This is a genomic window from Bradyrhizobium sp. LeoB3 (genome assembly GCF_055456055.1).
Map to the genome: position 1 here is coordinate 1 of NZ_JBVBEF010000140.1, position 14,874 is coordinate 14,874.

General features: G+C 62.3%; 11 protein-coding genes and 2 pseudogenes. 4 read left to right on the top strand and 9 right to left on the bottom strand.

The window, feature by feature from the left end; translation table 11 throughout:
• Window positions 1-1,022: 1,022 nt before the first annotated feature.
• The 6 genes from ACZXDY_RS41485 to ACZXDY_RS41510 form a co-directional block, all read right to left on the bottom strand.
• Window positions 1,023-2,393, bottom strand: a complete 1,371-nt coding sequence (locus tag ACZXDY_RS41485; RefSeq protein ID WP_464349465.1) for an ATP-binding protein — start codon at window positions 2,391-2,393, stop codon at window positions 1,023-1,025.
• Window positions 2,394-2,452: 59 nt separating this feature from the next.
• A complete protein-coding gene (locus ACZXDY_RS41490) occupies window positions 2,453-2,926 on the bottom strand; it encodes a winged helix-turn-helix domain-containing protein (RefSeq protein WP_464349466.1) in 474 nt (157 codons plus the stop codon).
• 107 nt (window positions 2,927-3,033) lie between these two features.
• Entirely contained in the window at window positions 3,034-3,453 is a 420-nt protein-coding gene (locus tag ACZXDY_RS41495; protein WP_464349467.1) for a putative quinol monooxygenase, read from the bottom strand.
• A gap of 76 nt (window positions 3,454-3,529) precedes the next feature.
• A complete protein-coding gene (locus tag ACZXDY_RS41500; RefSeq protein WP_155255224.1) occupies window positions 3,530-4,378 on the bottom strand; it encodes a VOC family protein in 849 nt (282 codons plus the stop codon).
• Between the two features lie 84 nt (window positions 4,379-4,462).
• On the bottom strand, window positions 4,463-5,476 hold the full coding sequence (locus ACZXDY_RS41505; RefSeq protein ID WP_028164476.1) for an aldo/keto reductase: 1,014 nt from the start codon (window positions 5,474-5,476) through the stop codon (window positions 4,463-4,465).
• Window positions 5,477-5,531: 55 nt separating this feature from the next.
• Window positions 5,532-6,287 carry an alpha/beta fold hydrolase gene (locus ACZXDY_RS41510; protein WP_464349468.1) on the bottom strand — a complete coding sequence of 252 codons (756 nt, stop codon included), beginning with the start codon at window positions 6,285-6,287 and terminating at the stop codon, window positions 5,532-5,534.
• Window positions 6,288-6,626: 339 nt separating this feature from the next.
• Here ACZXDY_RS41510 and ACZXDY_RS41515 point away from each other — a divergent pair, with 339 nt between their 5' ends.
• The 4 genes from ACZXDY_RS41515 (at window position 6,627) to ACZXDY_RS41530 (ending at window position 11,007) form a co-directional block, all read left to right on the top strand.
• A complete protein-coding gene (locus ACZXDY_RS41515; RefSeq protein WP_028164478.1) occupies window positions 6,627-7,562 on the top strand; it encodes a helix-turn-helix domain-containing protein in 936 nt (311 codons plus the stop codon).
• Between the two features lie 82 nt (window positions 7,563-7,644).
• Window positions 7,645-8,109 carry a (2Fe-2S)-binding protein gene (locus ACZXDY_RS41520; protein WP_464349469.1) on the top strand — a complete coding sequence of 155 codons (465 nt, stop codon included), beginning with the start codon at window positions 7,645-7,647 and terminating at the stop codon, window positions 8,107-8,109.
• 1 nt (window position 8,110) lies between these two features.
• Window positions 8,111-10,366, top strand: coding sequence for a xanthine dehydrogenase family protein molybdopterin-binding subunit (locus ACZXDY_RS41525; RefSeq protein ID WP_464349470.1), 2,256 nt, complete (start codon window positions 8,111-8,113; stop codon window positions 10,364-10,366).
• An 8-nt stretch (window positions 10,367-10,374) separates the two neighbouring features.
• A complete protein-coding gene (locus ACZXDY_RS41530; RefSeq protein WP_464349471.1) occupies window positions 10,375-11,007 on the top strand; it encodes a hypothetical protein in 633 nt (210 codons plus the stop codon).
• 389 nt (window positions 11,008-11,396) lie between these two features.
• Here ACZXDY_RS41530 and ACZXDY_RS41535 read toward each other — a convergent pair.
• The 3 genes and pseudogenes from ACZXDY_RS41535 to ACZXDY_RS41545 form a co-directional block, all read right to left on the bottom strand.
• Window positions 11,397-12,019 (bottom strand): annotated as a pseudogene (locus tag ACZXDY_RS41535) (transposase); the annotation flags it as partial.
• A gap of 229 nt (window positions 12,020-12,248) precedes the next feature.
• Entirely contained in the window at window positions 12,249-12,917 is a 669-nt protein-coding gene (locus tag ACZXDY_RS41540; RefSeq protein ID WP_464349472.1) for an alpha/beta fold hydrolase, read from the bottom strand.
• A 349-nt stretch (window positions 12,918-13,266) separates the two neighbouring features.
• A pseudogene (locus tag ACZXDY_RS41545) lies at window positions 13,267-14,874 on the bottom strand (ATP-binding protein); the annotation flags it as partial.

Consider the following 14,874-nt stretch of genomic DNA (forward strand, 5'->3'; position numbering starts at 1 on the left):
CCTTGGAGGCTTTCGGACGCCGGCCGCCGAATACGCCGCGCCCTCCCTCAAGCGGCCGGCATCCGAAACCCTTCACAGAAGCGGACTAAGCATCCGCACGCGAGCGGCGGTGCGCCAGCCAAGATTCGATCTGCCAACTCTGGTAAACCAAAGCAATTCGCCAAAGCGCCGTTCGCGGCCGTCGGACCAGGCCCAGGTTCGTTCAGGAGCGCAATCATGCATCAACCCGGCACTCGTGCCCGGGCAAGGTGTAGAACAGCATCCGACATTCGAGTTGCGTCGGGTCGGAGCATGCGCCTTATGTGGCAACCTAGAGCAACATGCCTGTGGGCGAATAGGAATGGGCCATCATCTGCCCAGACGCCTTGAATCACGACTCGCACTCGCTAGATGCAACAATCGGGAGGCACGCACAAGGTCTTGCGACTCGTACCCCTCGGTGAATCGATCATAGATCGGCGCAAGCAACTGGAGGGCCTTTCGCCCGCGCCCAAGCCCAACCAAATGCTCGGCAAGATCGGTACCGATGCGCAATTGGTAGGTCAGGGCGCCTATCGCTCGCGAGAAATAGCGCTCGACCGGAACCCGGCGTGAGATGCGCTCGCGTTCAAGGTTGCGACGCAGTCGCTCAGTGAAGCTCGCGAGCGCGTCCAGATTGCTGGTTTCGAGCGCGACAGGAAGTGCGGCGAGCCCAAGTGCGTTCGACTGCGACCCAATGGCCCCTGCGATCAGCGGCGTCGACGGCGTCCTTGGCCAGCCTCGCCGCGTAGTCGCCTTGTCCTTGCATCCACGCCACGAACGGCAGGTTGAAGCGGACGGTGATGAACCGGTAGACCTCGTTCGCATCCTGCGCGAACGGCCCTCTGCCAGCCAATAAGTTGCCGCGAGGCGATCGAGAACCGGGCGGCTCTTGCTCAACTCGCCTGCAAAAGCACGGGCCCAGGCGAGCGCGCGATCGACTTCGGACGTTGCCGTGAGGACGCGGTCGCGGTCGGCAAGCTCCGAGGCTTGCTCGAGATAAGTTATGGCGTGCGGGACCTCGCCAATCTGCAACAGGTAAAAGCCAAAGCCGACCAGCCCGCTCGCTGCTGATATTCGATGTTGCCGGCCCCCCTTGCAAAGACGATGGCATCGAGGCAGGCAATCTCGTTCTCATTCGACATTTTGCGGGCGCACAATAGGCTCCATCCCAGGGCGCAAGCGAGTTTTGTCTTGAACAGATCGTCGCATGGGACGGTCTTGGCCAATGCGAGTGCATCCGCCAACCGCGCCTGCGCTTCCGACAGTATCGATGTTTCCGACCACAAGGTGATCGCCGCAACCGTGAGCCTGATCCCGAGCACAGGATCGCCGTGCTCACCGAATGCCCATGAAAGAGCGGCGCGCAAGTCGGTGATGCGACCAAGGTAACGCTGTGTCCAATCGGCCGGCTCGCGCCATTTCCACTCCTCCTCGGACTGTTCGAACAGTGTGAGGACACGTTGCGCATGACGGCGCAGCGCCTGATCGCAGGCAGGATCGGGCCGGCGCCGCTCGCCGGCGTAGCGGCATGTGCTGTCGAGCAGGCGATAGCGGAGGCTCGCGCCATGTGCCTGCGCGCTCAAAAGCGATTTGGCAACGAGACTGCCAAGGCCGGTGACGACGTCGACCGGCGTGAGCCCTGCCGCGTCGGCGACGAAGATCGCGTCCTCAACCTCGAACGCTTCACTGAACACCGAGAGCAGGCCGAACAGTTTGGCTTCCCTCTGCGACAGCAGCCTGAAGCTCCAGTCGATCGTCGCCATCAGCGTTTCATGGCGCGGCGGCGCGCCATCGGCAGCGGGGGCGCGAAAACCCAGGTTCTGGTCGAGCAACTCCACCAATTGGCGAGGAGTGAACCTGCCGATTTGGGATGCCGCCAATTCGATGGCCAGCGGGAGGCCGTCAAGCGAGTGGCAGATTGCGGCGACGGCCTCGCAATCATCGTCGACGAATTGGTAGTCCGCCCATTCAGCGGCGCGGCTAACGAACAACCGCACTGCCGGGAACCGGACGGCCCGATCGGCGGTCAGGGCGTGACGGCGTTTTGGTGAGACCAGCGAGCCGAGCCGGACGACATGCTCGGTGGCGGTTCCGAGCGGTTCTCGGCTCGTCGCAAGCAGCCTGGACGGCGATGTGTCAGCCATGAACCTGCCGGCGAAGATCGTCGTGGCTGGCAGTACGTGCTCGCAATTGTCCAGAATGACCAGCATCTGCGGCGGTCTCAAATAGTCGATGGCCGCAGCCAGGCTGTTGTCCGGATTGCCCCTGATGCCCAGTGCGGTGCCGAACAACGTCGTGTCGGAGATCGTTGCGAGATCGACGAAGCGCACGCCGTCGCGGCACTGTGGCGCAAACGCCTGGGCTACAGCCAAGGCAACCGTCGTCTTGCCGATGGCTCCTGCGCCAGCCAGAGTCACATGCCTGTTGCCGGTCAACAGACCGGTGATTTCATCGATTTGCGCTTCACGACCAACGATGCTGCGCAGCAATGGCGGATTGGACAAGGGGAGCGGTTCGGCGAGCGCAAGATCGTCCTCGACCTCCCCGATGCTGATCTGCACCTCCGCGATGAACTTGTATCCGCGCCGCGCCACGGTCGCGATGTATACGGCTCGATCTGGGTATCTCCCAGCCAACGCCGCAAGCTCCACATGTTGACCTTGCGATTGCTGTCGTGGAGAAAGGTGCCCGGCCAGGCTGCCGCCATCAGCTCGTTCTTGCTGACCAGCTCGCCGCGGCGCTGCACCAGCAGTTGCAGAAGCTCGAATGCGCGTCCACCCAGCTTGACGGGTCGCCCTTTGAGAAGGAGCAACTGGCGGCGGAGAACCAGTCGAAAAGGGCCGAGGCAGTACGTGAGTTCCCGCCGGTCTGTGCCCCGTTGTCGTGTCTCCGTGGCAGCCCGCATTGATCATTGCCAATCGATCAAACCGATCGGCTGTAACTATCATGCACTGCAAAATTTTTGAAGAGAGCAGGCCGATTGCGACAAAACGCTCGCGCGGGACGGTTCGGCTATTTTTGGGGCTTGCCAAGCATGGTCATGCGCATGACTTCGACGCCGCCGTCGGCAAGTTCCGGAAGCTTGGCGAACCAATCCTTCACATAAGGCATCGCGTTGTGTGCGTCGAAATCGGCCTGGCTGGCAAACATTTCGTAAAAGATGAAGTGGCCGGGCTTGGCGCGGTCTTCCTGAAGGAAATAGACCAGGTTCTTGGGATCGCTGCGGACCAGGTCGATCAGCGGCAAGGTGGCGGCGCGCAGCATGTCTTCTTTTCCGGGCTTGGCACGCACCTGCGCCACCACGGAATATGCACCCTCCGGGATCTCCTGATAGTGCACGCGCGGCGCTTCCTGAGCCACGGCCGGAAGTGTCGCCGGCGCCGTAGAGGCGATCAGCAGGGCGGCAAGCGAGTTGCGGACGAGAGTTTGCATGGTGACGCCCTTGACATGTGATTGTATCGCCGGGTGACCAGCTAAGGCACTGACAGCCGCCCCGCTGCACGAGGGTCTAGCGCACGATCTTCTGTTGCCGTTTTGCCAAGGCCTCGCTGAAGCGCTTCTTGACGGGACCGAGCGCCTTGACGAACTCGAGCTGCTCGCCCTCCGGTCCCTTGCAGTAGATCAGCTCCCAGCCGTTCGAGGGTTCAGCGGTCACTCGGTTCGTGTTGGTGCTGCGGGGCGCGGCCTTGCGATCCGCTTCCGTCGTGACGCGGACGGTGCGGTTCGCTCTCACCTGCGTCATGCCGCAGCGTGCCGATTCCGCTTCGAGATCGACAATGAACTTGTTGAAGTCGACATCGTCGCGAACATAGAAGCAGATGTGCATCATGCGCGGAAAGGCAGGGCTCATGTGCTCCACCGGTTCGGCGAAACTCTTCGCGCTGCCCATGGGCTGATCAGCCTCGCGATATTGCAGCAATTCCAGCACCATGTTGTCGAACTGGATGAAGCGGACATCGAGCCGCTGTGCTCCGCTTCGCAAGTCGGGCACGCCGATGGTTCGCGGATTGACGCCGCGTGCGTGCGCCTCGATCTCCTGGTCTGCCAGCAGCGTGTTCTGCACCCCGTCGCCCTCGAAGTCGCCGTGCCGGAACACCTCGGTGCCGCCAAGCACCTCCGTGTAGAACTGGTAAGCCCGTTCCATGTTCTGGACCGTCAGCCCGAAATGCTGGACGCCCTGGAGCCGCGCGCCGAGCGGCGCCTCGTCGCGCTCCGCTGACGACATGCCGTCGGCATCCGGTGCCGCGGCCCGCGCGTCGGTTGCCGCGCCGGCGAGGCCCGTGACGACGGCTGCGCCGGCTGTCTGGAGCAAGGCGCGGCGACCCATGTCGGTGGCGTTGTCGGCTTCATCTGTCATGTCGCTCTCCTTGGTCTTTCGGTGCATGGTCTGCGTTGTCCTGGCCGCCGGAGCAGTGCTCGGCCGGGGTGCGCCCTCGGGCTTTCAATCGGCGGCGGGAAGCGGAGCTGCAGGGCTGACTAGCCCCTCGGAGCGGAGCTCGCGCCAGAAGTCCGCCGGGATGGCTTCCTCGAGCGCAGCGCGATCCTCGGCGATGCGGCCCGGGCGGCTCGCGCCGGGGATGACGGCTGCGACCACCGGATTGGCGAGCGCGAACTGCAGGCCGGCCGCTTTCATGCCGATGCCATAGCGGTCTGCGATCGCTTTGATCCGCGCCACCTTCTTGAGGATTTCGGGAGGCGCCGGCGCATATTCGAAGTTCGGACCGCCAACGAGCGCGCCAGAACTGTAGGGGCCGCCGAGGACGATCGCGAGCTCATGCTCCGCGACCACCGGCATCACCCGCTGCAGCGCCCTTGCGTGGTCGAGCAGCGTGTATCGGCCCGCGAGCAGGAAGCCGTCGGGTCGCGGCTCGTCCAGCGCGAGCAGCAGCTCGATCGGCTCGACCCGGTTGACACCGAGTCCCCACGCCTTGATCACGCCCTCGTCGCGCAGCCGGTCGAGCGCTCTAAAGGCGCCCTTGCGGGCGCTTTCGAACACCGAGAGCCACTCGTCGCCGTAGAAATCCTGTGCAACGTCGTGCACGAAAGCGACGTCGATGTGGGAGGTAGCGAGCCGCTTCAGACTGTCCTCGATCGAGCGCAACGTTCCGTCCCGGGAATAGTCGTTCACGATCCTGTTCGGGCGTCCGTATCTGAAGACGCCGCCTTTCTCGCCGAGGTCGCGGGCATCGACATCCTCGATCTCGTCCAGGATAAGGCGGCCGACCTTGGTACTGACGACATAGTCGCTCCGCGGCCGGCCGGCGAGCGCGGCGCCGATGCGGATCTCGGCAAGCCCTGCGCCATAGAACGGCGCGGTGTCGAAATAACGGATGCCGTCCTCCCAGGCTGCATTCACCGTCGCGAGCGCTTCCCGCTCCGGGATGTCGCGGAACATGTTTCCGAGCGGCGCTGCGCCGAACCCCAGTTTTCCCGGCAGAATATCCTTGAGGGCCATGTTGCGAGTCCTTGTCTCCGACAGGCGAGTCCGTCCGTGTGCGGCGCGGCCGATCTCACTCGGTCGCGGATGGATCTGCGCTTCTGATGAACGCCGCGACTTCGCGCGGATGCGACAGCATCACCGCGTGGCTGCTTTTCAGCTCCGCCACCTTCGCGCCCGAGCGCTTGGCCATCGTGCGCTGTGCCGTCGGCGGGATCATGTGATCCTCGCTCGTCACCATGTAATAGGTCGGCTTCGCCTTCCACGCCACGCGATCGACCTTCGTCTGCACCGCCTGCAATCCCCAGGGCAGTTGCCCGGCGCTCATGAAGCGGGTCGTGGCCGCGTCGACATCGGCCGCGAAAGAGGTGGGGAATTTTGCGCGGTCGACGAGGAGATAATTGCCCTCGGTGACCAGCGGAGCTTTGTGCTCGCCGGCGGGCACTGGGGCGTCCGCCAGCGTGCTGACGGACTCTCCCGCGTCGGGAGCAAATGCCGCGAGATAGACGAGGCTGCGAACCTTCGGATTGTCGCCGGCTTCCGTGATGACCATTCCACCATAGGAATGCCCGACGAGAATGACCGGATGCCGCGCCTTGGCGATCACGCGCTCGGTCTCCGCGACGTCGTCTCGAAGCGTGATCGTCGGTTGCTGGACGACGAGCACCTCATATCCCGCGTCCGAGAGGATGTCGTAGGTGTCCTTCCAGCCCGAGCCATCGACGAAGGCGCCGTGCACCAGAACAATCGACACGGTCCTCTCGGCCGCGACCGCGGGGATGGCGGTTGCGATCGACAATGTAGCAAGCGCGGCGACAAGCGGCTTCATACCAGGCTCCTATCCTCGATACGGCGACATTGCCGTTGATGCGCGCCTTTCACTAGCGCGTGCCCGCATTGCGGTATTTCCGATTCCTGCGCGATGACGCACGCATCTTGCTCAGGCGCCACGAGATCAGCTTTTCGAAGCCGAATGCGTACCGCTGTAAGCCTTTGCGTTAGCTGGCTTTTACCTCTTTTAACCGCGCCGCCTCTGGACTTCGCTGACGCAGCTTGTGAGTAATTCGCAATCGGCGTGGCAGCGACCGGGGCTGCAATTCACCACCGGATGGAATGATCGCTCGCGCGATACGGGGCCGGGATTCGCCGCAACGAAGCGGAGGTCGTGATGGCGCTCGCGACGCATGGAGATCAGAAGTACAAGAACAGCGAGAAGCTCGCGGAGGCCAATGATTGGCCGGGGCTGAGCATCGAGCATCGCAAGTTCGAGGCGGGCCGTCAGGCAACGCCCGTTCCCATCTGCACCGAGCTCGTCATGCTGCTGTCGGGCGGCGGGATGGTGTGCCGCGTCGGCAACGGCGAAGTCCAGAAAAGCCTCGCCCGGCCGGGGATGAGTTATCTCGTGCCCGTGGGGACGCAGGAGAGCCATCTCGAGCTTTCCGACCGGATGGAATGTCTTCATCTCTATCTGCCGCCGGCGCTGCTCGATCACAGCGCACTTGCGGATTTCGACATCGATCCGGCAAAGGTCGAGATCGCCTACGCTCACGGTCTGGCCGACCAGGTGCTCTTCCACATCTGCTCGCCGCTTCGCGATCTGCTCCATCGCCCGCGCCAGCCGACCGACTCGCTGTTCGTCGAGGGGATCCAGGTCGCCCTCGCGGCGCATCTTCTGGGGAATTACACGATCGACCGTTGGCGCGCGCCCGACAAGTCGCCGGCGCTCGACCCGCGGCGTCTCCAGCGCGTGCTGGACTATATCGACGCTTCTCTCGGCAACGATGTCAGGCTCGAGGATCTGGCGGCTCAGGCCTGCCTCAGCCCCTATCATTTCTCCCGTCTGTTTCGCGAAGCGACCGGACTGTCACCGCACCGTTACGTCACCGATCGCCGCGTCCACGCCGCGCGACAGGAGCTCGCGCGTGATCGCCTGTCGCTGGTCGAGATTGCCCTGGAGTTCGGTTTCGGCTCGCAGGCCAATTTCACGCGCGTATTCCGCAAGGCCGCAAATCTCACGCCGGGACAGTATCGCGAATTGTGCTGCGGCCAGGCCGAGCTGAAATCCGATCGCGTCGAAAAGCCATTCCGCACGGATTGCGCATGATCCAGCAGGATTCGGGAATACGGCTCACCGTGCATCGGGCAGTGCTGTTGCAGCGACCAGATAGGCGAGAGGATATATCGACATGATCGAGCTGACGGTGAACGGGATCAAGCGCCAGGTCGACGTCGTTCCCGAGATGCCTCTGTTGTGGGTGCTGCGTGACGAGCTCGGCATCACCAGTGCCAAATACGGCTGCGGGGTCGCGCAATGCGGTGCCTGCACCGTTCACATTGACGGCAAGGCGGTGCGGTCCTGCCAGTCCCATATCGGCGAGGTCGCAGGCAAATCGGTCGTCACGCTCGAAGGCCTGCACAACAAGGACCAAAATCCAGTCCTGCAGGCCTGGATCGCGCATCAGGTGCCGCAATGCGGCTACTGCCAGACCGGCCAGATCATGCAGGCCATCTCGCTTCTTGCATCGATCCCCCAACCGACGGACGAGCAGATCAATCAGGTGATGTCCGGCAATCTCTGTCGCTGCGGCACCTATCCGCGGATTCGTGCGGCGATCCATGCGGCTGCGGCCAACAAGATGGCGGAGAAGTGAGATGAGCCACATGCACGCCTTTTCGCGTCGGGCTTTCGTTTTCGGCTCTGCCGCCGTCGCCGGAGGCATCGCTTTCGGTGCCTATAGTCGGGCCGAAGCGGCCGCGCCGAGCGCTGATGGCAATCCGCTGGCCGCCGGCCTCGGCCCGAATTCGGTGACCTTCAATCCATGGGTCGAGATCAGCCCCGAAAAGATCACGCTGATCGCGCAACACGCCGATATCGGCCAGGGTGTCGGCTCGGTGCAGCCGATCATGATCGCCGAAGAGATGGACCTCGACCCCGGCCAGTTCGAGATCCGGTTCGCTGATCCAAGCCCCGCCTATTTCAACACCGGTTTCGCCGACGAGTTCGCGCCGTTCGTGGCCGCGGATCAAAGCCCGGCTGCGGAGGAAGCGCGCGCGGCCACGCTCGAATGGTTGCGCAAGTCCGGCCTGCAAATGACGGGTGGATCGAGCACGATTCCGGACACGTATCACAAGCTGCGTGTTGCCGGTGCGGTCGCGCGCGAGACGCTCAAGGCGGCTGCGGCCAAACGTTCGGGTGTCGCGATGGCCGACCTTCGGACTCAATCAGGCCACGTGATCCTGCCCAACGGGACCAAGATCGCCTATGTCACACTCGCGGCGGAGGCATCGAAAATTCCGCCGGTGCTCGATGCGCAGCCGCGCGATCCGTCTAACTGGCGTATGCTCGGCAAACCGATGATGCGGCTCGACGTCCGCGCGAAGGTGATGGGCGAGCTGAAGTTCGGCATCGACCTGAAAACGGACGGCATGCTCTACGCTTCCGTCAAGCTGAACCCCAGCAAGGGGCAGCCGCTGAAATCGTACGACGCCAGCAAGGCGCAGTCGATGCCGGGGGTCAAGAAGATCCTCGAAATCAACAACGGCGTCGCGGTGATCGCCACGAACAGCTGGTACGCGATGAAGGCGGTCGACGCCATCGCTTGCGAGTGGGCGCCTTCGGTCTATCCCGCCGAGCAGGCCGACCATTGGAAGGTTCTGGAATCGTCGTTCAAGCCTGAGTTCCTCGGCAAGGAGTGGCGGAAGATCGGCGATATCGACACCGGTCTGAAGACCGGCAGGCTCGTCCAAGCCGAATATCGCGCACCCTATGTGGCGCATCAGCCGCTCGAGCCGCTGAACGGGATCGGTCTCGTCACCGACAAGGGCATGGAGATCTGGGTTGGCCATCAGAGCCCACGCTTCGTACAATATGTCGCCGCGACCGCAATCGGCCTCAAGCCGGAACAGATCACCTTCCACAATCAGTGGACCGGCGGAAGCTTTGGACACCGTCTGGAGTATGAGAACGTCCGCGTGCTCGCCGAGATCGCCAATCAGATGAAGGGCACGCCGATCAAGCTTGTGTTCTCGCGCGAAGAGGATTTCCTCCAGGACATTCCGCGGCAGATCGCACTCGCGCGGCACCGCGGCAGCGTCGACAGGAGCAAGATTGTCGCTGCCGACCTGCAACTGGCCTCGACGGCGCCGCTCAAGGGGCTGCTCGAGCGTTCAGGCACGCCCTCGAAGGATCCCGACGGACAATTGGCTGCCGGCCTGTGGAACGTCTACTACGACATCCCCAACTTCCGGGCCACCAGCTACGAGGCGCAGGGCTTGTCGCCAAGCACCACATGGCGCTCGGTCGGCGCTTCGACATCCGGTTTCTTCACCGAGAGCTTCATCGACGAATTAATCCACGCGGCGGGTCTTGATCCGATGAAGGCGCGCATCGCGATGTGCACCGTGCCGCATTATCGCAAGGTGCTAGAGACCGTCGCGGAGATGTCGGACTGGAAGGGGCCGCTCGGCAACGGCAGGGGCCGCGGCGTCGCCTTCGTCGAGTCGTTCGGGACACCGGTCGCCGAGGTCGTCGAGGTGACGGCGACGGACCGCGGCATCAGGATCGACAAGGTCTGGGTCGCGGTGGACGTCGGCAAGGTCGTCGATCCCGTCAATTTCGAGAACCAGGTCCAGGGCGGGGTCGTCTGGGGTCTTGGCCATGCCATCAATTGCGAGCTCACCTACGCCAAGGGCGCCGTGCAGCAGACCAACTATAATCACCATGAGGCGATGCGGATCTACCAATGCCCGGTCATCGAAGTTCGCGGGCTCGAGAATGATCCGAAGGTGAGGGGCGTCGGAGAGCCGCCGGTGCCTCCCGCGGCGCCTGCGCTCGCCAATGCGATCTTCGCAGCGACCGGAAAACGCATCCGCGAAATGCCCTTCAACAAGTTCATCGATTTCGTGTGAGACGCGCCATGCAGAGATCTCTGATCGTGTTCGTCTTGGCAGCTTCAGCTGTCGCGGCCCTTACCGGGATCGTCGCGGCCAATGACGAGGCCGCCAAGGACGTGCTGCCGCCCGGCAGCGTCAGCCGCGCCGAGGGACTAGAGGCGTGGAAGCGGATTGAGGCCGTCGTGACACATCCACGGTGTGCCAACTGCCATGTCGATGCCAAGGCCATACCGATCTGGACGCCGGCCGGCGAAACCAAGCCCCGCCCGCATGGCATGAACATCCACGGCGGCGAGAGCCGCATTGGCACGGAAGCGATCCCGTGCTCGACCTGTCACATGACCTCCACCCAGGCGAACGAGCCGGCGCCGTCGCCGCCGCGCGCCGGCATCGACTGGCAGCTCGCCCCGGTGGCTTTCATCTGGTTCGGCAAGAGCGGTGCCGAGATCTGCGCGCAGATGAAAGATCCCAAGCGCAATGGCGGTCGCGACGCCGCCGGTCTCGTCGGGCACTTGCGGCACGATGCCTCGCTGAGCGGGTTCATCCCGCGCGGCTGGGTGCCCGGAGCCGGCCGCTCGACGCCGCCGGGCACCTTCGAGGGTCACGTCAAGGACATGGCGATGTGGGGGGCGGCCGGACAGCCTTGCCCCGACTGACCAGTGCGATGCCAACGCGGGCAAACGGGGGGAACTGAGACCTTCAATGGCGTCGGACCGGCTGCCGCGAAGAAAACGTAGGCTACAGAGCCTGTGAATTTCCGCTGAGCTTAGGAGCCGACAACGAAGGTGAACGACAGCCGCTCCGAGCGGCCCCTGATTCGTCGGCGGTGGGTTCAAAGGCTGCCTTGGCCAGCCCCGATTTCGCTGGTTGGCTCGCCTCCAAAACGCTTTATCGACCTCTCATCTCAATGGCAACCAGGAGCTTCATATAGGCGCTGCCGGCCTCACGCCCGCATCGCCTCCAGCAATCCGGCTACGCCCATGATCGTCATCACGCGCTTCATGTTGTAGGCGAGCACGGTGAGCGCCATCTCAGTGGTCGCATTGATCGCATTGAGCCGGGCGGTCTCCTCCTTAAGCTTCTCGATCTTGTCCTTCAACCTCGCAACTTTCGCCTCTGGCACTGCATCGCCGCGCCGATCGGCGGTCTCGAGCTGCGAGAGATAGCGGGCGATGCTCTCGTCGATCCGCTCCAGGCGCCGCTTCACCTTCGCCTCGGTGAGGTTCTTGTCCCGCGCATCGACGGCCTTGAACTTCGATCCATCGATGGCGACGCTCGCTGCAACAAGCAGATCAAGCTTGCGGCACAGCGCAACGAACTCGCGGCAGACCTCACGAATGGCCTTGCCATTGTCCTTGCGGAAATCCGCAGTGGTCTTGAAGTCCGGCGCCAACTGCCCGGTCAGCCAGATCATCTCGATATTGCGCTGGCATTCCCGCGCCAGGCGTCGGCTCGACGGCACGCGATTGAGGTAGCCGTAGATGCAGAGCTTGAGCATCATGCCGGGATGGTAGCCGGGTCGCCCCGTGTCGAGCGGCTGGACGCCAACGAAGCCGAGCTATCCAGATCGAGCCCGTCGACGAACACATCAACCGCACGCACCGGATTGTCCTCGGCCATGTAGTCGTCGAGCAGCGCGGGGAACAACGTGCTCTGCCCGCGATCAATCCCTTTCCACGAATCCTGCCATCACTCGTCCCCGCCGATTCATTGGAGAATAACAGCAGACGCTGAGTTTTCACACGGCCTGGGCCACCACCGAACTTGCGCCCATGTATCCGCGTCCCCATAAAAGGCCACCGGATGGCTGTTTTGGCCCCGGCCTTTACTGATTATGTAATCGGCACCAACTGCGATTTGAGCGAAAGAAACAGCAACCGCCCAGACGTCTTGCGGCCTAAAGAGACGATGCCGCCCGCGCAGTAAAGTCCGCCACGACGTCCGGCTGAGAAAGCATGGGGACGTGCGAACTTTCCAACACGAGAGTCTCGGCCTTCATCCGCTTTGCGGAGTCGCGCTCTACAGCGGGAGGAATTGTCTCGTCCTGCGCTGCGACAATGTACCAGTTCGGTTTGGAGTGCCATGCGGCCGCGGTGATCTTGTCACCGAAGCACTTCACCGCAAGTGGGCCCTGCGTCGCGTACACGATGTCGGCCTCGTCTGACGGGACATCCTGTACGAAATGCCTGCGAACACCCTCGAGTGTCAACGCGACATAACCATCGCCGTACGGCTTGATCTCGGCCGCGCCTGGCGCTGCCGGATAATCCTTCCACCAATCGGAGAACGACTGACCGTCGTCCGGCGCGCCAGCCGCGATGTAAACAAGTCCCTTTACCTGAGGATGGTTGCCGGCTTCCGTGATGACGGCGCCGCCCCATGAGTGGCCCACGAGGAGAACGGGACCTTCCTGCATTCCGATGACCCGGTAAGCGGCTGTGACATCGTCCGCCAACGAGCTTAGCGGATTTTGAACCGCGATTGCCTTTAAACCACGAATCGTGAGCAGTGGAATAATTTTTGCCCAGCAAGAACCGTCGGCAAAAGCGCCATGGACGAGAACGATGGATTGATTGCCATGTGCCTAATCCTTGGTGTCAGCTCTTATTTTGCGAGAACGATGGTGTGTCGTTCGTGTGCGCCTTCCGGCCCCTTGCCCCACCTATCCTTCAGATCACTCCGACCGGACTTGTAAGGTGCCCTTTCGCTGCTCCTTTTCCATTTAAGCACCGAAGGCGCTCGACCGCTGGTTAAAAGAAGTTAAAATCGCTAGGTTAAAAGGCAGCCGCAAAAGGCAATCACGGTTGGTCGATGCAAAACCAGACGCGGACAATGGGAAAGCTAGAGGGCCGCGTCGGTGTGTTCACCGGCTGGGAGGCGCGAGGAGCAACTGAACGTCGGATCGATGCGGTCTTTTAGGCCGCTCTGCCATCTCCGGAGCTTGCAAGCTTAGCAAGCAGGTCGCTTGTGACGAGTAGATCCCTCGTCTGGAAACCTTCGGTAAATTCGTCGTAGATCGGCAGCAGTATCTTGCGGGCATCATCCCTTCGCGACCGGGCGCACCAGAGCTTCGCGAGATCATTCGCTGCGCGCAAACGCCATGACAACGCACCGATGTCCCGGGCAAGCTCGATCGATTCCATGAGGCTTGCCTCAGCTTCACTTGTCTGACCCCGGGCCTTGAGAATAGACGCATGAACGCGAATGACTTCTGGAAGGCACCAACCTTCGTTCCGCGCTCGGGCAGTATTTACTGCGGTCAGGATTATTGTTTCGGCTTCGCCGAGCCGTCCACCACGGGCAAGAGCATCTGCCAGAACACTGAGGTAATAGGGCATCCGCACTAGGTAATTAACATTGCGGAACTCCTCGATCGCTTCCTTAAGGGAATCAATCGTGTCCGACGAAGCGCCGCCTTTCTCGTGCGCTAAAGCAGCGCGATAAAAACTGGCAATCGGCCGTCTTGTGATTAGTCCCTGCCTCTCGACATGTTCGGCGAGCAATTCGACGTATTTATCACATTCCTCGTAACGCCCGCACCAATAGAAAACTGGGCATGAGTATGTAAGCGCGTTATTCAGCGAAAGGTGATGGTGGCCCGGACGGGCACGCTCAAAGGCGGCAACGGCCGTACGGCTGGCAGAGTCTGGCAAGCCCCTCAACCACAGTACCTGAGATAGCGCGCATTCCAACAGAATGACAATGTCGGCCAAGTACCGAACGCTATACGAACGGTTAAAATATCGTAGATCGCGCTGCTGGAGGGTTTCGAGCCGCTGCTGGGCGTCTTGAAGACGACCGAGAAAGAGATCGGCTATGCCTAAGTGAACTTCGCCTTCGGGAAGAATCGAAGGATCATCCGCTGCGGCTACCGAGGCGAACGTCTTAATTGTGCGTATTCCAGAGTCGTACTCACCCGTAAAGAGTTCAAATGCCGCAATCAACATCAGGCAACGATGACGATAATCGGTGTCACCAATCCGATTTGCGATCTCCGATGCTCGCCGCAAGGCAGCCATGGCCGCCGGCTTCAGACCACGCGTGATCATCGTGGAGGCTCCGAGCCACAGCTTGAACTTCATCTCGAATGCCGTCCCGGCGAGCCCCGCGGCATCGAGTTCCTCGACCGCCCGTGAAACATGGACGTGGCATTCCTGGATGAGCGAAAAATGATTCCAGAGCAGCAGGCCTGCAACGGTCAATCGAATTCGCAGTGACCGATTTGCCTCGTCCCGACCGACCCAGGCCAGCGCAACACGCAGATCGTCGACAACGTGGCGGTAGGCGGCGCCCCATTCGTGGGCTGGACGCTGCGACCACTCGCTTGCGGCCTGCTCTAGCACCGCACATACATATTCCGCATGACGGCAGCGGACCGCCTGATCCTCACCGCTGATCCGCAGGCGCTCCGCGCAATAGGCGCGTGTTGTTTCCAAGAGGCGGTAGGTGGTCACCCGGAAGTCGTCGACGCCGACCTCGCGGACTACTTCGGGAGCATTCCGCATGCCGAACTTCTGAAGTCG